The following is a 22,042-nucleotide window of genomic DNA, read 5'->3' as shown; positions in this document are numbered from 1 at the left end:
TACTGTAAACCGCATGGAGATGCGCCTTGAAGTTGTGCAAGTACCGGTAGCGGATGTCGACCGGTCGAAGTCCTTCTATACAGACAAGCTGGGATTTGTCCTTGACCACGATGTGGAGCACATCCCGGGCATGAGGGTCGTGCAGCTCACGCCGCCCGGATCGGCTGCTTCGATCGTCATAGGTACCGGAATGACGCGCATGACGCCGGGCAGCCTCGAAGGGCTGCAGCTCGTCGTCCCTGATATCGGCGAAGCGCGCGCCGAGCTCCTGGGCCGGGGCGCCGAGATCAGCGAGGTCCAGGACATGGGTGGCGTGCAGTTTGCCTTCTTCGCTGACCCGGATGGCAACCGCTGGGTCCTCCAGGGCGCCACGCCTGCTGACGTCAGGGACGCGCTGCTGGACGGTTCCGCCTAGCCACGCTGGCAGCCAGGGGCACGGCGCAACAGCGTTCTGGCGTCCTGGCGTCCTGCTGGCACCCAAGGGCACGGCGCCTGCCGCACAGAGCACCCCAGTCGCCACCACACAGAAGACCCCCGTCCGGAGCGGACGGGGGTCTTCGGCTGGCTAGGGAAGGGCGGGCTTAGAGCTTGCCGAACTCTTCCTTGGATGCCTTGTAGGTGTTGTCATCCTGGAACTCGTAGATGCCGATGTAGGCCTCGGTCGGGTCCCCGGCGTCGGAGAACGTTACGGGGCCGGACTGGCCGTCGTAGTCGATGTCCTTGCCGTTGCGGAGCAGGGTGACGCAGGACGGGAAGTCGCTGCACTTTTCGCCGGCCTCGGAGACTGCCTTGAGCTGCGCCGCGATGTCGGTACCCTTGGTGCTCTTGGCTGCTTCGGACGCCAGGGCGATAAGGTTCACGGCGTCATAGGACTCGCCTGCGTAGGAGTAGTCCTTCAGCGCGGGATCGATGGCCAGCAGCTTCTTCTTGAAGTCATCCTTGGCGAAGGTGCCCGGGATGGTGCCCTGGGCACCCTTCAGGGTGCCTGCCTGGAAGTCCTTGCTGTAGTCGGACATGTTGCCGTCCACGAGGAACATCTGGGTGGCCTTGACGCCCTTACCCGTCATCAGCGGAACGATGCTCTTGGCCTGGTCGAAGGTGATCAGGGCGATGGCATCCGGCTTCGCTGCGATGACCTTGTCAACCTGGCTGCTGAACTGCGAATCGCCCTCGTTGAAGAGCTCCTCCGCCACGACCTTGCCGCCTGCTGCCTCAAACGCAGCCTTCACGTTCTTCGCAAGGCCGGTTCCGTAGGCGTCGTTCAGTACGATCATGCCAACAGTCTGGGCGCCACAGGTGGCCATGTAGTTGCCGAGGACCTTACCCTGGAGAACGTCCGAGGGGGCGGTCCGCCAGTAGAGGCCCTTGTCATCCCAGGCGGTGAAGTCCGGCGAGGTGTTGGCCGGGGAGAACTGGATAACGCCCGCACCGGTGATCTGGTTGATCACGGTCTTGGAAACACCGGAGGAAGCTGCGCCAATAACGGCGCTGACGCCCTGGCCCAGCAGTGCGGTGGTGGACTGCGTGGCGATGTCGGTCTTGGTGTCGCCGGAGTCGCGGTGGATGACCTCGACCGGCTTGCCGAGCACGCCGCCGGCGTCGTTGATTTCCTTGATGCCAAGGTTGACACCGGCGATTTCGGGCGGGCCGAGGAAGGCCAGCGACCCGGTGGTCGGCAGCAGCGAGCCGATCTTCAGCGCGGCGTCGGTGGTGGTGGCGGACGCCGGGATCGGACCCTTGTTCGTTGCGGCCGATGTGCCAGCGCCAGCTCCGGCGCTCGGTGCCGGGCAGGCGATGCCTGCGGCGTTGGCTGTGGCGGATCCGGATGTCGCCGTCGGTGTGGACGAGCCACCACAAGCCGTAGCCAGAAGGGCGACGCCGATGCTAAGCGCGGTTAGCTTAGCGATGCGGGGTGCCACCTGGGGGAGTGAAGTCATTTACAATCTCCTCGATCTAAAGGTGCGAACGGCCTTTGATGCGAAAGATCAGGTGTTCCTGATTTACCCTTCAAGCTAGTGCACTTCCAGCCCGATCCAAAGTGACTACGGTCACATCCTTATAACACTCGTTGCATAGAGGAAATCTGCCCGCCTGACCGGCGGACGCCAAAAAGTGTGCCCCAGGTGGGACTCGAACCCACAACACGCGGATTTTAAGTCCGCTGCCTCTGCCAATTGGGCTACTGGGGCGCCCGGTCCATGGTATCCCGCCGGGCGCCGGGCTACGCGCCGCCGAACGGCCCGGCGTAGCGGAAGGTTCCGCTCACGCCGCCGGGCCAGACGGCCAGTGGAAGCAGCTGGAAGTGCGCGCCCCAGGCCGGGTCGGGGGCCTCCACGCCCAGGGACGTCGATGCCACGAAGCCGAAGCGTGAGTAGTACTCCGGGTCGCCCAGCAGCGCGATGCCGCGCTCCCCCTCGGCGTTGGCCCGGGCGATCGTTTCCTTCATCAGCGCACTGCCGATGCCGTGGCGCTGCAGGCGTGGCACGACTCCGATCGGGCCCAGGCCCAGGAGCTCCAGCTCCCCCGCCCGTCCGCGGGTGCTGATCACGTGCCCGACGATCTCCCCGCCGAGTTCCGCGACGATGCTGAACTCCGGCAGGTATTCCTCACAGTCGAAGAGCGCAGCCAGCAGCGGCACCTCTTCGGACTCGCCTTCGACGGGTTGGCCGGTGACCGGGGAGACGGCGAAGGCCGCGGCGGTGAGGGCGAGGATGGCGGGCCGGTCCGCGGGATGTTCGCTGCGCAGCACCAGCTCCGGGGCGGGCTTGTGTTCCCCGTGTGCGGCGACCAGTTCGTGCAGCACCTCGAGGGCCCGGTCAGCGTCCGCGACCGGGACGAGCAGGTGGTCATGATGGAAGCCGGCGAGGACGTTGCAGCTGATCTTGGCTTCGGCCAGGGCGGCGCTGACGGCCGCGGTCAGGCCGACGGCTTCAAGCGGGGACTGTACCTGGAGGGTGATCCAGGCGCCGACAAAGTCGTAGCCCAGTCCCAGGGTGTCGGCTTCCGCCCGGGGCAGCACGACGGTCAGCCCTTCGGCTTCGCGGACGGCGGCGGCGATGGCACCGGGGAGGGGCCGGCCGTCCGGCCAGGGCACGTAAACGAACTCGCCGGCGCGGATTTCCGGGTGCATGGTGGCCAGCAGGGTGTGGAGGTCCTTTTCAGCGGTCATCCTGCCAGTCTAGGTCCGGACCCAGCCGGGCCGGGGACGCCGGCTTAACGCGGACGGCGGCCGCTCCCCCCGCAGGGGAACGGCCGCCGTCTGCTACTGCAGGCTACTTGGCGTCAGCCGGCACGGCTTGCTTGCCGGCCGCCGGGCTGGGCTCCGCTGCCGGTTTCCCGGCCGCGGGGGCGTCGGGAGCCGCGGGCGCAGCGGGTGCCGCCGCCGGCTTCGGGGCCGGCGTCGCGGCGGCCACGAAGGCACCGCGGGGGTCGTCCAGGTCGATCAGCTGCGTGGTGTCGCGGCCCATAAAGAAGGACAGGATCCAGCCGAAGATGACCCGGATCTTGCGCTCTACGGTCGGCATGGCCAGACCGTGGTAGCCGCGGTGCGCCAGCCAGGCCAGTGGGCCCTTGAGGCCGATGCGGCCCACAAGGCTGATGTTGGCAACACCCTTCCACTCGCCGAAACCGGCGACGGCACCCAGGTTCTTGTGCTTGTAATCCTTCAGCGGCTTCTCCCAGCGGGAGGCCCAGAGGTTCTTGGCGAGCCGCTTGGCCTGGCGCAGCGCATGCTGGGCGTTCGGGACACAGGTTCCGTCCGGCAGGCCGCTGCCTGTGAGGTCAGGCACGGCCGCAACGTCGCCGGCAGCCCAGGCGTTCTCGATGATGCCTTCGTCGCCGGCGATGCGCAGGTCGGCATGGACCCGGACGCGGCCGCGCGGTTCGATCGGGAAATCAGTGGAACGGACCATCGGGTTGGCCTGCACACCGGCAGTCCAGACCAGGGTGTCGGCCTCGAATTCCTGGGCCGGGGTCTTGTCCGGGAGGTTGATGAGCTTCAGGGAGCCCTCGGCGCTGTCCAGTGAGGTGTTGAGCAGAACCTCGATACCGCGGCTGCGCAGGTGCTCGACGACCCACTCGGCCTGGCTGGCGGTGACCTCGGGCATGATGCGGCCCATCGCCTCGACCAGGACGAAGCGGACTTCCTCCTGCTGGACGCGGGGGTTGTTCCTGACCGCGGCGCGGGCGAGGTCTTCCATTTCGGTGATGCACTCGATGCCGGCGAAGCCGCCGCCGACGACCACGAAGGTCAGGGCGCGGGCGCGTTCTGCCGGATCCGTCATCAGCGAGCCGAGTTCGATCCGGTCGAGGACCTTGTTGCGCAGGGCAACGGCTTCCTCGATGGTCTTGAGTCCGATGCCCTTGTCCGCGAGTCCCTTGATCGGGAAGGTCCGGGTGATCGCGCCTGCGGCCACCACGACGTCGAAGTAGGGAACCTCGAAGTTGGCTCCGCCGTCGGCGGGGGCAACCACGGCGGTGCGGTTTTCGTGGTCGATCGAGGTGACGCGGCCCTGGATCAGTTCGGTCTGCTTGAGGTGCTGGCGGTGCGAGACGACGGCGTGGCGTGCCTCGATGTTGCCGCCGGCAACTTCGGGAAGGAAGGGCTGGTAGGTCATGTAGGGCAGGGGATCAACGACCGTGACGATGCCGCCGGCCTTCGCGATCTTCTTCTGCAGTTTGAGGGCTACGTACAGGCCGACGTAGCCGCCGCCGACGACGAGTACCCTGGGACGGTCCTGGAGCTGAGGGGAGGATGCCATTCCCCAAGAATACCGTAGTTTGTGAAAAACTTCACTAACTATGGTTTCCAGGTGGAAGCCACCGAATCCAGCACTCCGGAGTCCGGGTTTGCGGGTCCGTCGGGGCCGTCCGGCGAAGTCGTCCGCGCGGCGCGGCGGAGCTGGAAAAGAGCGGCGCCCAGAATGCAGAGGAACAGCCCGCCGAAGCCCAGCACCACCAAGGCCGGAACGGCGCCGTCGAGCTCGGAGGGCGCCACCGCAACCGGAACGGTGGCTTCCGGAAGAGTCGGCACCGCGCTGGAAGGCGTTGCGGCGACGGCGGCGGGAGACGTGGCCAGGCTGCCTCGCCGGTGGACCCTGATCCAGTCGGAAATGGAGCCCAGCGGATTGATCCGGGTTTCGGCCACGTCGGCCTTAAGGGCGGCTTCGGCGTCGAGCATCCCGAAACCGTAGAGCGGGTCCTTCCCGGGTGCGCCGGCGTCCTTTGCGGTACTGACGATTCTGTTGATGACCTGGCTGGCAGTCATTTCGGGCCATTTGGAGCGGATCAGTGCCGCCACGCCGGCGACGATCGGAGTGGCGCCCGAGGTGCCGGCCCAGTCGGCGTAGCCGCCGCCGGGCAACCCGCCGATCAGGTTCTCTGCCGGGGCCGCGACCCCGATGCTGATGCCCTGGGAGGAGGAGTCGATGCTGGCGGTTCCCTTGCGGTCCAGCCCGGCGACTGTCAGCACGCCGGGGATGGTCGCCGGAGCCCCGACCTGGACGTTGCCTCCCCCGCGGTTGCCCGCGGCGGCGACGATCACAACGTCCTTCTGTTCGGCGTAAAGGAAGGCAGCGTCCCAGCTCTGCGGCCATTCCGGCGAGGTGCTGCCCAGCGAGATGTTGATGACGCGGGCTCCATTGTCGACGGCCCAGCGGACGGCCTGCGGTATCTGGTCCTGGTCGGTTTTGCCGCCGGGGTTTGCCGATCCGAGCCAGGTGGAGACGGACAGCAGTTGCGCTTCGGGTGCCACCCCGATGATCCCGTCCGGCGCAACAGACGGCACCGCGGACGGACCGGCGCTTGGGGTGGGCGTGGGCGGCGCCGTCGCATCGGCCGGCTGGTGGCCGCGCCCTGCCAGCATGGTGGCAACGAGGGTACCGTGCTCGGGCTTCGCCCCGATGCTCTTCTGGCCGTCCGGGGTCCCGGCGCCGGAGACGTCGACTCCGCCGGCCAGCACTCCGGCCAGGTCGGGGTGCTTGCCGTCCACACCGCTGTCGATGACCGCGACCTTGACGTTGGCGCCCTTCGATACCTCCCAGGCCTTGGTGATGCCGGATTCGGCAAGCCAGTATTGCTTGTCCCGCCATTCGTCGGCGTGCGCTGCCGGGGCGACGGTCAGGCCGGCCGCCAGGGTGCCGCCTGCCAGGGCCAAGGCCATCAACGCGGAGGCGGTCCGGCGGTGCCGGGCTGTTGCTCTGGTCATTCGGGTCCTATCGGCGGGGCACCAGGGTGCTGCGGAAACGGGGCGCTGCGGAACGCGGAGGGATCCGGACGGGGATTTCCGGGAACGCGTGCCGTCCGGCGGGTCTGACGGACACCCGGTCCAGGCGGCCTGCGGCCTAGCTGATACTCAGGGCTATTCCGTCAAGAATATCGTGTTCGCTGGTGACTGCCGTCGTGATCCTGCCGCCGGTGGCCCCGGCGAGCCGCTCCAGGACCCGCCGCCAGACGAGGGCGCCCGCCCCGATCACATCCACCCGGCCGGGGTGCATGTACGGAAGGGCGGCGCGTTCCGCGTGGGACATCGCAAGCAGCTCGGAGCAGGCACGGCGCACGGTCTCAAGCGACAATTCGGTGCCGTGGATCGCTGCGGCGGAATACTCGGGCAAGCGAAGCGCGTGGGCTGTGATGGTGGTGATGGAACCGGCCACCCCGACGACGGCGGCGCTGCGGTCCAGCGGGACGGTGGCGGCCGCCGTGTCGATGGCCGCATCGACGTCGGCTTCCGCGGCGGCGATTTGTTCGGCCGTCGGCGGGTCGCTGACGAGGTGGCGTTCGGTCATCCGGACGCAGCCAATGTCGACGGATCTGGCCGCGATGACGCCGTCGGCGTTGCCCAGCACGAACTCGGTGCTGCCACCGCCGAGGTCGACCACCAAAACCGGGTCCTCGCCGCGGGAGGGCAGCACGCTACTGGCGCCGGCGAAGGACAGTGCGGCTTCTTCGTCCCCGCTGATGACTTCGGGTTCGACGCCGAGGAGCTCGCGGATGCCGTCGACAAAGACCTGCCGGTTGCGGGCGTCGCGGGTGGCGGAGGTCGCGACGAAGCGAACCTTGGTGGCGCCGTGCTGGCGGATCTGGCCGGCATAGTCCGCGGCGGCTGCGAAGGTCCGGTCCAGCGCCTCCCGGGAGAGTTCGCCGGTGGCGTCCACACCCTGGCCGAGCCGGACCACCCGCATTTCGCGCACGACGTCGCTCAGCCGGGGGGCATCGCCGTCCACGTCCGCATCGGCGATGAGCAGGCGGATCGAGTTGGTGCCGCAGTCGACGGCGGCCACGCGGGTCACTGGCCGGCCCCGCTGGTGGGGCCGGTTCCGCCGGGTTCAACGGTGCCGCCGGATGCGGTGGTGCTGCCGGCCTCAACTGTGCCGCCGGGTTCAACCGAGGTTACGGTGCCTTCGGTGCGTGTCTTCCGGACCGGGGCCGGCCGGCCCACGATCTCGGGTAGTCCCTGCGGGCCGTGCCGGCTGAGGTCCTGTGACGGGGTTTCCCCGCCGGTGTCCCAGGCGCCGTCGCAGTAGCAGCGGTCGGTGGTCCACCATTCGCCGATGGCCGTGATGGCCTCGTCGCCGAGCGGGTTCACGCCGGGGCCGGCGGCGAGCGAGTGGCCTACCAGGACGTGTAGGCATTTGACGCGGGTGGGCATGCCGCCGGCGGAGATGCCGTCGATTTCGGGCACCGCGCCGATCCCGGACCGGGCCCCAATTTCCGCACGGGAGGCCAGGTACGCCTCGTGGGCGCCGCGGTAGGCGGCCGCCAGCGCCGGGTCTGCTCCGAGCCGCTCGTTCATCTCGTTCATCAGGCCGGCGGCTTCAAGCCGCGACACGGCCGAGGTGATGACCGGGTGCGTCAGGTAAAAGGTCGTGGGGAACGGCGTGCCGTTGCTCAGCCGCGGGGACGTGGCCGCCACCAGCGGGTTGCCGCAGACGCAGCGGGCGGGGATTTCGACGACGTCGCGCACCGGGCGTCCCAGTTGACGGCTCAGCACATCGAGGTCGCGGGGTGAGGGCCGGCGGGAGATCTCGGCGGCGGCCGTCTCCGGTGTTCCCGGGTTCAGTGCGGCCGGGTCCGCTGCCGGGGCGTTCACTGCGGTCGCGTCAACGACGCTCGCCTTCACTGCCGTGGGCGTCTTGTCCACTCGGTTCTCGTCCACGGGGGCGGCACCTTCCTGCCCTGTCTGGTTTGTCCGGCGGACAATCCTGCGGCGGGCGCCGCGTCCTAGTCTGTTGCCGAGCGCCGGATGGAGTCCCAGAGGGAGTCCACCCAGGGCAGGTCGGCGGGGTCTTGTGGTGATCCTGCACCGGCCGCGCCACTGGATGTTCCGGCCGGCAGATCGCTGCCGAAGACCCAGTAGCCCGTCTCTCCGGGCATAACCATGTTAATGCGGTCGCGGGCCTGCTGCTTCACGTAGTTGGGATCCTGCCAGCGCGAGACCTGGCGCCTCAGCTCGTTTTGCTGGTCCTGTTTGGCCGAGATGTCCGCCTCAAGCGCGGCAATTTCGGCGCGCTTTTCGAAGAAGATTTTGACCGTGGGCGCCAGCATGATGGTGATGGCAATCATGACGACGAACAGCGCCAGTGTGCGGCCGGAGAACGCCTTGGCGGGAACCGGGTCGAGGTTTTCGTCCCCCGCTGGGGTGCTGGCGCCGCCCGGTGTGGCGGTGCCTGACTTCGCGGTGCCCGACTTGGCTGTGCCTGGCTTCAGTGAACCTGTTTTGGCCGGGCTGGGCTTCGAAGTGCCCGGATTCGCAGTGCCTGGCTTCGCGGACCCGGGATTCACCGACCCGGGCTTCGAAGCGCCCGGCCGCGCGCCCGGCCGGGATGCGCCGGCGTGGGAAAGGTCCGCAGCGTGCGGGGCCTGGCGGGATCCGCCGAAATCAGCCTGGATGACATCGCCGCCGTCGCCGGTTTCCGGAGACTTCGGGGCCGCAGGCGTGGCCCGGGGAACCTTGGGTCGGCGGGTGGCCATCTCACTCCTGTAATGCCAGGTTCTTACCCGGCTGGCTTGCTGCGTTCAGTGCTGATTCCCGTGGCCAGGGCCGGGCACCGGCACGGAGCCGGCTGTGCGGCGCCGCAGGGGGTGCCAAAAAGGAACCGGTGGCCATGGTCTTTCAACCATAGCCACCGGTTCGCGGTTCCTGCGGTTACTAGCCCTTGAAACGCGGGAAAGCGCTCCGGCCGGCGTAGCGTGCGGCGTCGTCGAGTTCCTCTTCGATGCGCAGCAGCTGGTTGTACTTGGCAACGCGTTCGGAGCGGGCCGGGGCGCCGGTCTTAATCTGGCCGGCGTTGGTGGCCACGGCGATGTCAGCGATCGTGGTGTCCTCGGTCTCGCCGGAGCGGTGCGAGGTGATGGTGGTGTAACCCGCGCGCTGGGCGAGGGAGACGGCATCCAGGGTTTCGGTCAGCGAACCGATCTGGTTGACCTTTACGAGCAGCGAGTTGGCGGTCTTCGAATCGATGCCGGTCTGCAGGCGCTCCGGGTTCGTGACGAAGAGATCGTCACCGACGATCTGGACCTTGTCGCCGATGGCGTCGGTGAGGGTCTTCCAGCCTTCCCAGTCGTTTTCGTCCAGCGGGTCCTCGATGGACACCAGCGGGTAGTCGGCGACGAGCTCGGCGTAGTAGGCGCTCATCTCGGCGGAGCTGAGCGACTTGCCTTCGAACTGGTAGCCGCCGTCCTTGAAGAACTCGGAGGAGGCGACGTCCAGGGCGAGGGCGATGTCCTTGCCCGGGGTGTAGCCGGCGTTCCGGATGGCTTCCTGGATGAGGTCCAGGGCCGCGCGGTTGGAGGGCAGGTTCGGCGCGAAGCCGCCTTCGTCGCCGAGGCCGGTGGAGAGGCCCTTGGCCTGCAGCACTGCCTTGAGTGCGTGGTAGACCTCGACGCCCCAGCGCAGGCCTTCGGAGAACGTCTCTGCTCCCAGCGGGACAACCATGAATTCCTGGATGTCGACGTCGGAGTCGGCGTGCGAGCCGCCGTTGAGGATGTTCATCAGCGGCACGGGCAGGACGTGGGCGTTCGGTCCGCCCAGGTACTTGTACAGCGGCAGGTCCGCGGAGGCAGCGGCCGCGTTGGCGACGGCCAGGGACACGCCCAGGATCGCGTTGGCGCCGAGCTTGCTCTTGTTGGCGGTGCCGTCCAGGTCGATCATCGCCTGGTCGATACTGCGCTGGTCCGTGGCGTCGAAACCGATCAGGGCCGGGGCGATCTGGTCGATGACCGCGTCGACGGCCTTCTGGACGCCTTTGCCCAGGTAACGGCCCTTGTCGCCGTCGCGGAGTTCCACGGCTTCGTGCTCGCCGGTGGAGGCGCCGGAGGGAACTGCTGCGCGGCCGATCTGGCCGTCCGAGAGCAGGACTTCAACTTCTACGGTGGGGTTGCCACGGGAATCGAGGATCTCGCGGGCGTGGATGGCATCGATGAGCGCCATGGGTAGGCTCCTTTGGGTGAAGCGATTTGCTGGGAATCTGATGGGAAATCAGGCTGGGATCATGCTGACAAACCGACGTCCCCGTCGCGACCCAGCCTAGTCCAGAGTGGGATAAGTTACAGAAATCCATCCAATACCCGGACGTCATTTTGGCGGATCACGGGGACGACGTCGGCTGCTGGCCCGTCTGGAAGCGGCGGTTGGCGCCGCGCAGGGCCCGTTCGGCGTCGAGCCCCCGGGCCCTTGCGGCGGCGGCGACAGCGAAGAGCAAGTCGCCGAGGTCCTGTTCCGAGGCCGGGATGTCGACCGGCTCCACGGACGCCGGAAGACCAGCGCGTTCCGCGCGGTCCAGGAGCTTTTGGGCCCGGGCCAACGCGGGAAGGGCTGCGGGGACACCGCCGAGGGCTCCCAGCCGGGAAGGATCAGCGCGGGAGGGTTCAGCGCCGGCGCTGATCCTTCCCGGCTGGGAGCCGGAATGCAGGACCTGCTCCGAGCGCTTGACCGCGTCCCATTTCTGCACGATTTCCTCCACCGTCGCCGGAAAGGACTCCTGCAGGGACCCGTCGGGGCGGAACACGTGCGGGTTGCGCCGGATCATCTTGGCGTTGAGGCCGCGGGCCACGTCGTCGAGGTCGAAGGCGCTGCGCTCCTGGGCGAGCTGGGCGTGCAGGACCACCTGCAGCAGGACATCGCCCAGTTCGGCCTTCAGCTCGGCGTCGCCGCCGTCCGTCTCGATGGTCTCCGCGACTTCAAAGGCCTCCTCAAGGAGGTACTCCACGAGGGATTCGTGCGTGAGGGCAGCCATCCAGGGGCAGTGGGCGCGCAGGTCGGCAATGGTACCGACCAGCGCGCCCAGCGCGCCCGCCGGATTGGAGTCCTCGTTAGCCAAGGTCGGCGTAAGCCTCGTTGATGTATTCGACGAGGGCTTCCTTCTCCTCGAGCGGGAGGAAGGCGGCTTCCGCGGCGTTCAGCGTCAGCTCCAGCAGGTCGTCGAGGTCGTAGTCGAAGGTCTCGACCAGCAGTTCGAACTCGTCTGTGAGGGTCACGCCGCTCATCAGCCGGTTGTCCGTGTTGATGGTGACGTTGAAGCCGAGCTGGTAGAGCATGTCCAGCGGGTGGTCTTCGATTCCCTCGCCGAAGCCTGCGACGGCGCCGGTCTGCAGGTTGGAGGAGGGGCAGATTTCCAGGGCGATGCCGCGGTCGCGGACCCAGCTGGCGAGCTCGCCGAGCGTGACCATGCCGATGTTGTCGTTGTCCTCGCCGCCGTCGGCGTCGTCGTCATCCTCGAATTCGACGGTGACGTCCTCGGCGATCCGGACGCCGTGGCCCAGCCGCAGGGCGCGGCCGTCGACCAGGGCCGACTGGATGCTTTCGAGGCCGGCGGCTTCCCCGGCGTGGACCGTGGCCGGGAAGTTGTGCTGGGCCAGGTAGGTGAAGGCGTCCTTGAAACGGGACGGCAGGAAGCCGTCCTCGGCGCCGGCGATGTCGAAGCCGACGGCGCCGTTGTTGCGGTGCCGGACTGCCAGCTCGGCGATCTCCTGGCCGCGGTCGGCGTGGCGCATGGCGGTGATCAGCTGGCCGACCTGGATCTCGCGGCCGGTCTCGGCGACGGCGTCGACGCCGGCTTCGAGGCCCGCCTGGACTGCCTCGACGGTTTCGTCCAGGCTCAGGCCCTGCTGGAGGTGCTGTTCGGGGGCCCAGCGGACTTCGCCGTAGACCACGCCGTCGTCGGCAAGGTCTTCGACGAATTCCTTGGCGACGCGGAAGAGGCTTTCCTTGGTCTGCATCACGGCGATGGTGTGGTCGAAGGTTTCGAGGTAGCGGACCAGCGAGCCGGAGTCGGCGGATTCGCGGAACCACTCCCCCAGCGCGACGGGGTCCGTGGAGGGCAGGGTGTGTCCGGCGGCCTCCGCGAGTTCAATGATGGTGGCCGGACGGAGTCCGCCGTCCAGGTGGTCGTGAAGGGAAACCTTGGGGAGGCCCTTCAGGTCGAATTCGAGGTCAGGGGCAGCGTCAAGAATTATCTCAGTCACGTTCCCACCTTAGGGTCGGGGGCCCTGCAATGCCAGCCGGTCAGCCGGCGGACGCGGCGGGCGGCGCAGGGTGTGGAACCTGGCGTGGAATGCTGCGGTCCGGGCGGTGCAATCCCGCCGGCGGGATCAGGCTTCGGCGTCGGCCGGCGCGACCAAAGGTCCCTGCAGCGCTGCCGCGCCGGAGACCTGAAAATGCGTGGTACCGCCCCCGGTTGGAGCGGCTTTGGTGGGCGCCGCGGTGGCGGGCGGGGTCTTGGTGAACGAGAGCCTGCCGGAGCCGGCTGTGGCGGCAAAGGACGTGGTGGGCCCGGTTTCGGTCGGTTCGGTTGTGGTGGGCGCCCCCTTGGCCTCGGCGGCCATCGTTGCAGCCCGGCTCGCCGCGGCGGCCATCGTTTCGGCCCGGGTGGCCGCAGCGGCGGCACCCCTGGTGTCGCGCCAGCGGTGCAGCCAGGTCAGCAGGTGGTCGATCACAATGCCCAGCACGATGGCGAAGGCGATCGCGATGCCGACCCCGAGCAGCGGGTGTTCGTGCACCCAGTTGCCGGCGATGATGCCGACTCCGGCCGAATAGGCGACCCAGGTGACGGAGGCGAAGATGTCCAGGATGATGAAGCGGCGGCGCGGGTAGGCGGTGGTCCCGGCGATCCAGTTGACAGCCACGCGTCCCACCGGGATGTAGCGCGCCGTGAAGATCAGCATGGCGCCGCGCTTGTCGAGTTCATAGCGCGCCCAGTTCAGGGCACGCTGGACCTTGGGTTTGCGCATCCAGCGGAAGCGTTCGACGCCGACATGACGTCCCAGCAGATAGGCCATGTTGTCACCGGCGATAGCACCGACAGCGGCCGCAGCCATCACGAACCACATGTTCGGCTGGCCGGAAGTGACGGACAGCGCACCGAGGGCAACGATCAGGGTTTCGCTGGGCAGAATCGGCACAAACCCGTCGATGAAGCAGAAGATCGTGAGGATCGGATAAATCCACCACTGACCCGCGGCATGGAGTATAGCCTCATTGATAAATTCCACGCGGGGGATGCTCCTAGGAGAAGTGACGAAAGCGCTCTTCAGTGTCCCACGGCCGGTGGGGTTGCGCTATGTCCCATCGGGATAATTCTCTCGTTTACGGTCCGCGTCGTTCCGGGGCTCCACAGGAGGTCCGGCGTCCTCGGGAAGCGGCCCGCGCAGCCTGCTGATGATCAGGTCCACCAGGATGCCCAGGCCGATCGCACAGATGACAGCGACGATCACACCCACGAGGTGGTTCTCTTCAAACCATTGTCCGAAGAACAGGCCGATCGCGACGGAATAGGCCCCCCACAGCACTGCCGAGAGCACCGTCAGCCCGACGAAACGTGACCGCGGGAAGTGCGTGGCGCCGGCCGTCAGGTTAACCGCCACCCGGCCGATCGGCACGAACCGCGCCACGAGGATCAGCGAGGCCGGACGTTTCCGGAGCTCCGTGCCGGCCCAGCGGAAAGCCCGCTGCATCCGCGCGCCGCGCATCCAGGCCCAGCGCTGCGTTCCGGCGCCGCGGCCGATGAGGAAGGCGATGTTGTCGCCGAGAAATGCGCCCGCTGCGGCTACTGCGGCCAGGAGCGCCGGGTTGGGGACGTCAGCGGTGGCGGCCACCGCCGCGAGTCCCACGACGACCGATTCGCTTGGAATCGGCGGGAAGAATCCATCGATCACGCAGCACGCGAACACGAGGATAAGCACCCAGGGTTGCCCCGCGGCGGCCAGGATGAAGTCGTTGATTGCCTGCACGGTTTCCTAACAAACAACGGGAGTTCGGCTGTCGTGCCAGTGTACTGTGGGGCCGCCTGCTCCGGGACCGCGTTCTATTGTGGGGCCGCCCTCACTCTGGGGCCGCCCCACTCTGGGGCTAGGCGATCCGGTCGATGATGAGCTGCTGCGCCGGGCGGGAGCCTTCCGGGGCAATCAGCACGGCGTGTTCGAGGGCTTCCTTCGCCCGTTCGAACTTCTCCGGGGTGTCCGTCAGGAGCGTCATGAGGGGCTCGCCGGCCCTGACCAGGGCACCGGGCTTGGCGTGCATACGCACCCCGGCGCCGGCCTGGACCTGGTCCTCCTTGCGCGCGCGTCCGGCGCCGAGGCGCCAGGCCGCGACGCCAACGGCCATCGCGTCGAGTTCCACCAGCACACCGTCAGCCGGGGCGTAGATCACTTCGGATTCCCGGGCGACCGGCAGCTTGGCGCGCGGGTCGCCGCCCTGAGCCTCGATCATCCGGTTCCAGACGTCCATGGCCCGCCCGTCGCGGAGCGCGGCCCGGGGGTCGGCGTCGTGGACGCCCGCGCAGGCGAGCATTTCCTCCGCGAGCCGGACGGTGAGTTCGACGACGTCGTCCGGGCCGCCGCCGGCGAGCACCTCCACCGATTCCTCGACCTCGATCGCGTTGCCGGCAGTGAGGCCCAGCGGCGTGTTCATGTTGGTCAGCAGGGCCACCGTGTTGACGCCCGCGTCCTTGCCGAGGGCGACCATGGTCTCGGCCAGTTCGCGGGCGCGTGCCTCGTCCTTCATAAACGCGCCGCTGCCGACCTTGACGTCCAGCACCAGCGAACCGGTGCCTTCGGCGATCTTTTTGCTCATGATCGAGGAGGCGATCAGCGGGATGGCCTCGACCGTGCCGGTGACATCCCGCAGGGCGTAGAGCTTCTTGTCGGCCGGAGCCAGTCCGGCGCCGGCGGCGCAGATGACCGCGCCGACGTCCTGGAGCTGGGCCAGCATTTCCTCGTTGCTCAGCGCGGCGCGCCAGCCCGGGATCGATTCGAGTTTGTCCAGGGTGCCGCCGGTGTGGCCGAGGCCGCGGCCGGAGAGCTGCGGCACGGCGACGCCGAAGACCGCCACCAGCGGTGCCAGCGGCAGCGTGATCTTGTCCCCGACGCCGCCGGTGGAGTGCTTGTCGGACGTGGGCTTCACGCTGCCGTCGGGCCTGCGCAGGCTGGAGAAGTCCATCCGCTCGCCGGAGGCGATCATCGCCGCAGTCCAGCGTGAGATTTCGGCCCGGTCCATGCCGTTGAGCAGGATCGCCATGTTCAGGGCGGCCATTTGCTCGTCGGCGATCGCGCCGCGGGTGTAAGCGTCGATGGTCCAGTCGATCTGGGCGGGGCTGAGCACGCCTTTGTCCCGTTTGATGCGGATGATGTCGACGGCGTCGAACGCTTCGGTTTTGCTGGTGTTCTGTGTCGGCTGTGTCACCGGGTTTCCTCCAGGTTTTGGGGGCCAAAGGCATCGGGAAGGACCTGGTCCATGGTCCTGATTCCCTGGGTGGTCATGAGCTCCATGTCGGGAGCCCGGAATTCGTAGAGCAGTTGCCGGCAGCGGCCGCAGGGCATCGCGACGTTGCCGCCGGCGTCAACGCAGTAGAAGGCGCGGAGCTGGCCGCCGCCGGTCATGTGCAGGTTGCCGATCAGGGCGCATTCGGCGCACAGGGTCAGCCCGTAGCTGGCGTTCTCGACGTTGCAGCCGCTGACGATCCGGCCGTCCGCGGTGAGGGCTGCCGCCCCCACCGCGAACTTCGAATACGGCGCGTAGGCGTGGGCCAGGGCGGCGACCGCGGCGGCCTCGAGGGCGGACCAGTCGACGTCGGTGCTGCCCACGGTCAACCCTTCACATACGGTATGCCGCTGGCGGCCGGCGGCCGGGAACGGCCGACGAGGCCGGCGACGGCGAGCACGGTGACGAGGTAGGGCAGCATGGCCATGAACTGGCTCGGCACCGGGGTGCCGATGATGGTGACGATGCTCTGCAGGTTGTCGGCGAAACCAAACAGCAGCGCCGCGAAGAAGGCGCCGATCGGGTTCCACCGGCCGAAGATCAGCGCGGCCAGGGCGATGAAGCCGCGTCCGCCCGAGATCTCCTTGGTGAAGCTGTCGATCGCGACGAGGGTGAAGAAGGAGCCGCCGATCCCGGCGATGGCTCCGCCGAGCGTGACGTTCCAGAAGCGGGTGGCATTGACCTTGATGCCCATGGTGTCGGCTGCCTGCGGGTGCTCGCCGACGGCCCGGACCCGGAGGCCCCACTTGGTTTTGAACAGCCCTACCCAGACCACGATCACGGCGATGTACATCAGGTAGCCGATCAGCGACTGCTTGAACAGGATCGGTCCGATCAGCGGGATGTCGCCCAGGATCGGGATCGTGATCGGGTCCAGGTGGGCCGGGGAGTTGAACTTTGCCTTGTCCGCCTGCATGACGGTGCTGAACAGGAAGCCGGTGAGGCCGGAGACCAGGACATTGAGCACGACGCCGACGATGATCTGGTTGACCACGTACTTGATGCTGAACAGGGCCAGGACCATGGACACCAGCGCTCCGGCGACTGCCGCGGCGAGCAGCCCCAGGAAGGGGTTGTGTGTCAGCGTGGCGATGATGGCGGCGGTGAAGGCGCCGCCGAGGAGCTGGCCTTCGATGGCGATGTTCACGACGCCGACCCGTTCGCAGAGAACACCGGAAAGGGAGCCGAACACCAGGGGCACGGCCAGCGTCACCGACCCTGCAATCAGCCCGGCCAGGGAGATGTTGGTGGTGCGGGCCCCGCCGACCACCCAGATCAGGAACGCGGCGACGAACAGCACGATGAAGACGATCGGAACCCAGCCCGGAGCCTTGCGGTCCCGGGTCTTCAGGAACACGGCATAGCCGGCCAGCGCCAGCATGAGCACCGACAGGACGATTCCGCCGAGGAACGCCGGAACCTCCAGTGCCGGCAGCTGGAAGAAGTCACTGCTGGTGGAAATCCCGAACTCGGCGGTCTGGTGGGGGCCCAGGAGCCCGAAGAAGATGAACGCCACAACGGCGAGGACCAGCAGGGTGGCCGGGATCTTCCAGGTCACGGGCTTGGCGGTCACCGTCCTTTTGTGGTTCCCGGACGACGGCGGTTTCTCCGCGCCCGCGTCGGGCTGCGGATTTCCCGGCTGGGGCGACGTTGCCGTTGTGCTCATGCTGCTGCTCCGGTGGTTGCTGCCGTCTTGGACTTGGCGGCCTTCGCGGCCTTTTTCTTGCGCGGGTTCAGGCCGAAGACCGCCCGGACCAACGGAGGCGCGGCGATGAACAGCACGATCAGCGACTGGACCACCAGCACGATGTCGATCGGGGTTCCAGTCTGGATCTGCATCTGCACGGCGCCGGCCCGGAAAGCGCCGAACAGCAGGCCCGCGGCGAAGGTGCCCCACGGCGTCGAGCGCCCAAGCAGCGCCACCGTGATGGCGTCAAACCCGTAGGTGGCGGCGACGCCGTCGGTGAGGACTTTTTCGGTGCCGGCCACCTGGGCCACGCCCGAGAGTCCGGCGAGGCCGCCGGCGATTGCCATCACCAGGATGGTGGCGCGTGAAACGTTGATGCCGGCAGTCATCGCGGCCTTGGGGTTGGCGCCGACGGCCCGGAATTCGAAGCCGATGGTTGAGCGGTTCAGTATCCACCAGACGAACACGGTGGCGCCGATCGCCAGGAGGAAGCCCAGGTGCAGCCGGTACTGGGTGCCCAGGATCTGGGGATAGATCGCGCTGGGGTCCAGGATTGGGGAAATCGGGTTGGTCTCCCCCGGCCGCTGGAAGGCGGGGGTGTTGAGCAGGTACCTCAGGAAGTACAGCGCGATGTAGTTGAACATGATGGTCAGGATCACCTCGTGGGCGCCGGTGCGCGCCTTGAGGAGCCCGACCAGGCCGGCCCAGAGAGCGCCTCCGACGATGCCGGCCACGAGGACCAGCAACAGGTGCAGCCCCATCGGCAGGTGCAGGGCGAAGCCGACCCATGAAGCGAGGATGCCGGCCACGATGATCTGGCCCTGGGCGCCGATGTTGAACAGGCCCGCACGGAACGCCAGGGCTACGCCCAGGCCCGCGGTGATCAGCGGGGTGGCGATGGTGAGGGTTTCCATCAGCGGGGCGAATTGTCCGGCCACGCCGCTGCCGCGCGGGTTGAAGACCGAGCCTTGGAAGAGTGCAACGTAGGAGCGGGTGGCGGCGGACCAGACGGCGGCAAGGAAGTCAGTCGGGCGGGCAAACAGGTAGCTCGAGGTGGCTGCGACTGCCTTGTCCGTGCTGGCAATGAGCAGGCCGCCCAGGATCAAGGCGAGCAGCACAGCCAGCACCGAGACCATGCCGCTGCCGGTGAAGATCTTGCGCAGCACCGAATCCGAGTCACCCGGGAGGGAGCCGCTCTGGGCCGAAACGGGAACAGCTGACGGCCGCATGGCCCCGCCGGCAGTGTCCAGAGCGGTGACCAGGCCGGGGTCGTTCACGTGGGCCTCGGGCCCCACGTCGGGCTCCTGCGTTGGCTGCGGCCGGGGGCGCAGCGTTTCCGGAGTCCGCTCCGGATCCGGTCCAGCCGAGGGTCGCGGCTCGTTGTGCTCACTCATGGTCGTCTCCTACTGCGGCGGAGCTGCGCTCCGGCGCGGGCGGGGCGGCGGGCGCCTGGTTTGTTGCCAGCGTTGTTGCCGGGTTAGTTGCCGGGTTCGTTGCCTGGGGTGGTGCGGGATTCTCCGCAGGGTCGTTGGCCGAGGGGCTGTGGGCCGCGTGCTTGCCCGTGGTGTCGGCGTGGGCGTCCTCCGGGGACAGCCCGGCCATCATCAGGCCAAGGACGTCGCGACGGGTGCCGGCCGGAACGATGCCAACGAGTTTTCCCTTGTAGAGCACGGCGATCCGGTCGGCGAGCTCGATCACCTCGTCCAGTTCGGTGGAGACAATCATGACGGGGGTGCCGTGGTCGCGTTCGGCCACAATGCGTTTGTGCAGGAACTCGATGGATCCGACATCCACGCCGCGGGTGGGCTGGGAAGCGATGAAGAGCCGCAGCGGCCGGGAAAGCTCCCGGGCCATGACCAGTTTCTGCTGGTTGCCGCCGGACAGCGTGCCGGCCGCAAGCGACCCTGACGGGGTGCGCACGTCGAACTCGTCGATCCGGGTCTTGGCGTTCTCGAGGACCTTGGCCGGGCTCATGCTGATGCCCTTGGCGAATGGCGCCTGGTCATAGCGGTCCAGGATCAGGTTTTCGGCGATCGAGAAGGTGCCGATCAGGCCGTCGACGGAGCGGTCTTCCGGCACGAAGCCGACGCCGGCGTTGAGGACCTCTTTGACGCTGCAGCCCAGGAGTTCCTCGCCGTCGAGCAGGATGGAGCCGTGGACGCGGTCCTGGAGGCCCAGGATGGCCTCGGTCAGTTCCGTCTGGCCGTTGCCCTGGACGCCGGCGATGGCGACGATCTCGCCGCGGGCGATGTCGAAGCTGATGCCGTCCACCACGTGCTGGCCGCTGGGCGCGATGACGGTGAGGTCCTTGACCTGGAACGTGGTCTCCTGCGGCTGGGCCGGGGCCTTGTCCAGGGTCAGGTTCACGGCGCGGCCCACCATCATGGAGGCCAGTTCCGTTGTCGTGGCGCCGGGATCGGCGGTGCCGACCACTTTGCCGCGCCGGATCACGGTGATGGTGTCCGAGACGGCTTTGACCTCGCGCAGTTTGTGCGAGATGAAAACGATCGAGGTGCCGTGGCTCTTGAGCTGGCGCATGATGTCCAGCAGTTCATCGGTGTCCTGCGGCGTGAGGACTGCGGTGGGCTCATCGAGGATCAGCACCTTGGCGTCACGGACGAGTGCCTTGATGATTTCGACCCGCTGCTGCACACCGACCGGGAGGTCCTCGATCAGCGCGTCGGGATCGACGTCGAAGCCATACCGGTCCGAGATCTCCTGGATCTTCCTTCGGGTGTCATCCAGGTTCAGGAATCCCCCGGCTTTCGTGGCTTCCGCCCCGAGCGCAACGTTTTCGGCCACGGTAAAGACCGGGACGAGCATAAAGTGCTGGTGCACCATGCCGATGCCCGCGGCCATGGCGTCACCCGGGCCGCGGAAGGTGACGGGTTTGTCGTCGATGAGGATCTGGCCCTCAGTGGGCTCATACAGTCCGTACAGGACATTCATCAGCGTGGACTTGCCCGCGCCGTTTTCGCCAAGCAGACAGTGAATCTGCCCGGGTTCAACCACCACATCAATGTGGTCGTTGGCTACCAGGGAGCCGAAGCGTTTGGTGATCCCCTTGAGTTCAAGTTTCAAAACTCTGACCAATCTCGAAGTGTCCCGGCAGGCGCTGCCCGGACGGATGATGTGGCTGCAGGATCAGCCTAGTGCCTGCCTGCAGCCGGAAGCCGGTCTAACCGCTCAACGAAAAGCGCCACAGCCCGTGCGGTGGATGACCGGACGGGCCGTGGCGCTTGGCGGAGGGAGTTAGACCTTCGGGCTGGCTGCGGATTCAACCTTCAACTTGCCGTCGGCGATGTCCTTCTTGATCTGCTCCAGCTGGGTCTTCAGTTCGGCGGGAACCGCGGAGTCCAGGTCGTGGAACGGAGCCAGCTGCACGCCGTCGTTCGCGAGGGTGCCAACGTACGGCGTGTTGGTGAACTTGCCGTCCTTGTCTTCCTTCACAACGGTCTCGACGGCCTCGCCCATCTGCTTCATGACGGAGGAGAGCATGATGTCCTTGTAGTCCGGTGCCGTGAGGAAGCCGTCGGAGTCAACCCAGATGAGCTTGACGTCCTTGCCTGCTGCCTTGGCTTCCTTCAGTGCTGCGCCCGCGCCCTTGCCCACCGGACCGGCGACGGGCATCACGATGTCCGCGCCCTGGTCCAGGAAGTTCTGGGTGAACTGCTTGCCCTTGTCCTGCTTCTCGAAGTCACCGGTGAAGGAACCGTCCTGCTTGGCCTTGTCCCAGCCAAGAACCTTGACGTCCTTGCCGTTCTTCTCGTTGTAGTACTTGACGCCGTCAGCGTAGCCGTCCATGAAGATGGTGACCGTGGGGATCTTGATGCCGCCGAAGGTGGCGACCGTTCCGGTCTTGGTGGTGCCGGCGGCGAGGTAGCCCGCCAGGAAAGCGGCCTGGGCGGTGTCGTAGATGATCGGCTTGACGTTGCTGATCGGGGTGTCGTAGCCGAAGTCGATGATGGCGAAGTGCTTGTCCGGGTTCGACGTGGCCTGGGCCTTGGTGGCGTCGCCGAGCAGGAAGCCGACCGTGACGGTCAGGTTGCAGCCGGCGGTGACCATGGCGCGCAGGTTGGGCTCGAAGTCGTTGTTGGTCTTGGACTCGACCTGCTTGACCTTGATGCCGAGGTCCTTTTCGGACTTTTTCAGACCTTCATAGGAGGACTGGTTGAAGGACTGGTCGTCGAATCCACCGGAGTCGGACACGATGCAGCCCGTGTAGTCGCTGGCCGTGGCGGTAGCCGTGCTGCTGGCGGTCGGGGCAGCCCCGCAGCCGGTCAGCAGAAGTGCAGCCGCACCGGCGGTGGCGACTCCTGCAATCGAACCGCGCTTGAAGGTTGCACGCAGAGAGTTCTTCAATTTTCCTCCAGGAAGAAAGAGTAGGCGCTACGACGGATGCTCAATGAGTGTCTGTTGGCGGGGTTGCCGCTTGAACGCTGTTTTCACTGATGGATTTCGCAGCACTGCGCCGAGGCGCACTGATGGAAGCAACATTAGTGTCCTGTGACACGTCGAAATAGCACAGTTCACAGCGTTTCCACAGATCGTTGAGAACTTGTTACCAAGCGGTAGCGACAGCAAGCCCCGCACGGTTTCTC

At 67.2% G+C, this 22,042-nt stretch carries 18 protein-coding genes, 1 tRNA gene and 1 pseudogene; 1 reads left to right on the top strand and 19 read right to left on the bottom strand.

Annotated features, from left to right (window positions below; all coding sequences use genetic code 11):
• The first annotated feature begins 13 nt into the window (after window positions 1-13).
• Window positions 14-415, top strand: coding sequence for a VOC family protein (locus AC50YM_RS12970; protein WP_494957355.1), 402 nt, complete (start codon window positions 14-16; stop codon window positions 413-415).
• 166 nt (window positions 416-581) lie between these two features.
• Here the strand turns inward: AC50YM_RS12970 and AC50YM_RS12965 are convergent, their stop codons facing one another.
• The 19 genes and pseudogenes from AC50YM_RS12965 to AC50YM_RS12875 form a co-directional block, all read right to left on the bottom strand.
• Window positions 582-1,937, bottom strand: a complete 1,356-nt coding sequence (locus AC50YM_RS12965; RefSeq protein WP_494957354.1) for an ABC transporter substrate-binding protein — start codon at window positions 1,935-1,937, stop codon at window positions 582-584.
• A gap of 178 nt (window positions 1,938-2,115) precedes the next feature.
• Window positions 2,116-2,189, bottom strand: a tRNA-Leu gene (locus AC50YM_RS12960).
• A gap of 32 nt (window positions 2,190-2,221) precedes the next feature.
• A complete protein-coding gene (locus tag AC50YM_RS12955; RefSeq protein WP_494957353.1) occupies window positions 2,222-3,169 on the bottom strand; it encodes an N-acetyltransferase in 948 nt (315 codons plus the stop codon).
• A 103-nt stretch (window positions 3,170-3,272) separates the two neighbouring features.
• Window positions 3,273-4,760 (bottom strand): NAD(P)/FAD-dependent oxidoreductase, encoded by a 1,488-nt coding sequence (locus AC50YM_RS12950; protein WP_494957352.1) that lies wholly within the window; start codon window positions 4,758-4,760, stop codon window positions 3,273-3,275.
• Between the two features lie 38 nt (window positions 4,761-4,798).
• The gene (locus AC50YM_RS12945; RefSeq protein ID WP_494957351.1) at window positions 4,799-6,205 is read right to left on the bottom strand and encodes a S8 family serine peptidase; all 1,407 of its coding nucleotides are present in this window, start codon (window positions 6,203-6,205) and stop codon (window positions 4,799-4,801) included.
• Window positions 6,206-6,341: 136 nt separating this feature from the next.
• The gene (locus AC50YM_RS12940; protein ID WP_494957350.1) at window positions 6,342-7,289 is read right to left on the bottom strand and encodes a Ppx/GppA phosphatase family protein; all 948 of its coding nucleotides are present in this window, start codon (window positions 7,287-7,289) and stop codon (window positions 6,342-6,344) included.
• Window positions 7,286-8,059, bottom strand: a complete 774-nt coding sequence (locus tag AC50YM_RS12935; protein ID WP_494957372.1) for a DUF501 domain-containing protein — start codon at window positions 8,057-8,059, stop codon at window positions 7,286-7,288. Before AC50YM_RS12935 ends, AC50YM_RS12940 begins: the two co-directional genes overlap by 4 nt.
• Before the next feature lie 161 nt (window positions 8,060-8,220).
• The gene (locus tag AC50YM_RS12930; protein WP_494957349.1) at window positions 8,221-8,970 is read right to left on the bottom strand and encodes an FtsB family cell division protein; all 750 of its coding nucleotides are present in this window, start codon (window positions 8,968-8,970) and stop codon (window positions 8,221-8,223) included.
• A gap of 178 nt (window positions 8,971-9,148) precedes the next feature.
• Window positions 9,149-10,429 carry a phosphopyruvate hydratase gene (gene eno, locus AC50YM_RS12925; RefSeq protein WP_494890697.1) on the bottom strand — a complete coding sequence of 427 codons (1,281 nt, stop codon included), beginning with the start codon at window positions 10,427-10,429 and terminating at the stop codon, window positions 9,149-9,151.
• A 157-nt stretch (window positions 10,430-10,586) separates the two neighbouring features.
• A complete protein-coding gene (locus AC50YM_RS12920; protein WP_494957371.1) occupies window positions 10,587-11,234 on the bottom strand; it encodes a MazG nucleotide pyrophosphohydrolase domain-containing protein in 648 nt (215 codons plus the stop codon).
• A gap of 76 nt (window positions 11,235-11,310) precedes the next feature.
• Window positions 11,311-12,462 carry an adenosine deaminase gene (locus tag AC50YM_RS12915; protein ID WP_494957348.1) on the bottom strand — a complete coding sequence of 384 codons (1,152 nt, stop codon included), beginning with the start codon at window positions 12,460-12,462 and terminating at the stop codon, window positions 11,311-11,313.
• A gap of 438 nt (window positions 12,463-12,900) precedes the next feature.
• A pseudogene (locus AC50YM_RS12910) lies at window positions 12,901-13,488 on the bottom strand (DedA family protein); the annotation flags it as partial.
• A 66-nt stretch (window positions 13,489-13,554) separates the two neighbouring features.
• The gene (locus AC50YM_RS12905; RefSeq protein ID WP_494957347.1) at window positions 13,555-14,226 is read right to left on the bottom strand and encodes a DedA family protein; all 672 of its coding nucleotides are present in this window, start codon (window positions 14,224-14,226) and stop codon (window positions 13,555-13,557) included.
• Between the two features lie 118 nt (window positions 14,227-14,344).
• The gene (locus AC50YM_RS12900) at window positions 14,345-15,676 is read right to left on the bottom strand and encodes a thymidine phosphorylase (RefSeq protein WP_494957346.1); all 1,332 of its coding nucleotides are present in this window, start codon (window positions 15,674-15,676) and stop codon (window positions 14,345-14,347) included.
• The gene (locus AC50YM_RS12895; RefSeq protein WP_494957345.1) at window positions 15,673-16,077 is read right to left on the bottom strand and encodes a cytidine deaminase; all 405 of its coding nucleotides are present in this window, start codon (window positions 16,075-16,077) and stop codon (window positions 15,673-15,675) included. The genes AC50YM_RS12900 and AC50YM_RS12895 overlap by 4 nt, the downstream gene beginning before the upstream one ends.
• A gap of 2 nt (window positions 16,078-16,079) precedes the next feature.
• Entirely contained in the window at window positions 16,080-17,420 is a 1,341-nt protein-coding gene (locus tag AC50YM_RS12890) for an ABC transporter permease (RefSeq protein WP_494957344.1), read from the bottom strand.
• Complete coding sequence (locus AC50YM_RS12885; protein WP_494957343.1) at window positions 17,417-18,835, bottom strand: ABC transporter permease; 1,419 nt, start codon at window positions 18,833-18,835, stop codon at window positions 17,417-17,419. The genes AC50YM_RS12890 and AC50YM_RS12885 overlap by 4 nt, the downstream gene beginning before the upstream one ends.
• On the bottom strand, window positions 18,828-20,522 hold the full coding sequence (locus AC50YM_RS12880) for an ABC transporter ATP-binding protein (RefSeq protein ID WP_494957342.1): 1,695 nt from the start codon (window positions 20,520-20,522) through the stop codon (window positions 18,828-18,830). Before AC50YM_RS12880 ends, AC50YM_RS12885 begins: the two co-directional genes overlap by 8 nt.
• A gap of 171 nt (window positions 20,523-20,693) precedes the next feature.
• The gene (locus AC50YM_RS12875) at window positions 20,694-21,803 is read right to left on the bottom strand and encodes a BMP family lipoprotein (protein ID WP_494957341.1); all 1,110 of its coding nucleotides are present in this window, start codon (window positions 21,801-21,803) and stop codon (window positions 20,694-20,696) included.
• Window positions 21,804-22,042 lie beyond the last annotated feature (239 nt).

This window comes from Pseudarthrobacter sp. RHLT1-30-1, assembly GCF_059383415.1.
This window is presented reverse-complemented; position numbering and strand designations above follow the sequence as displayed.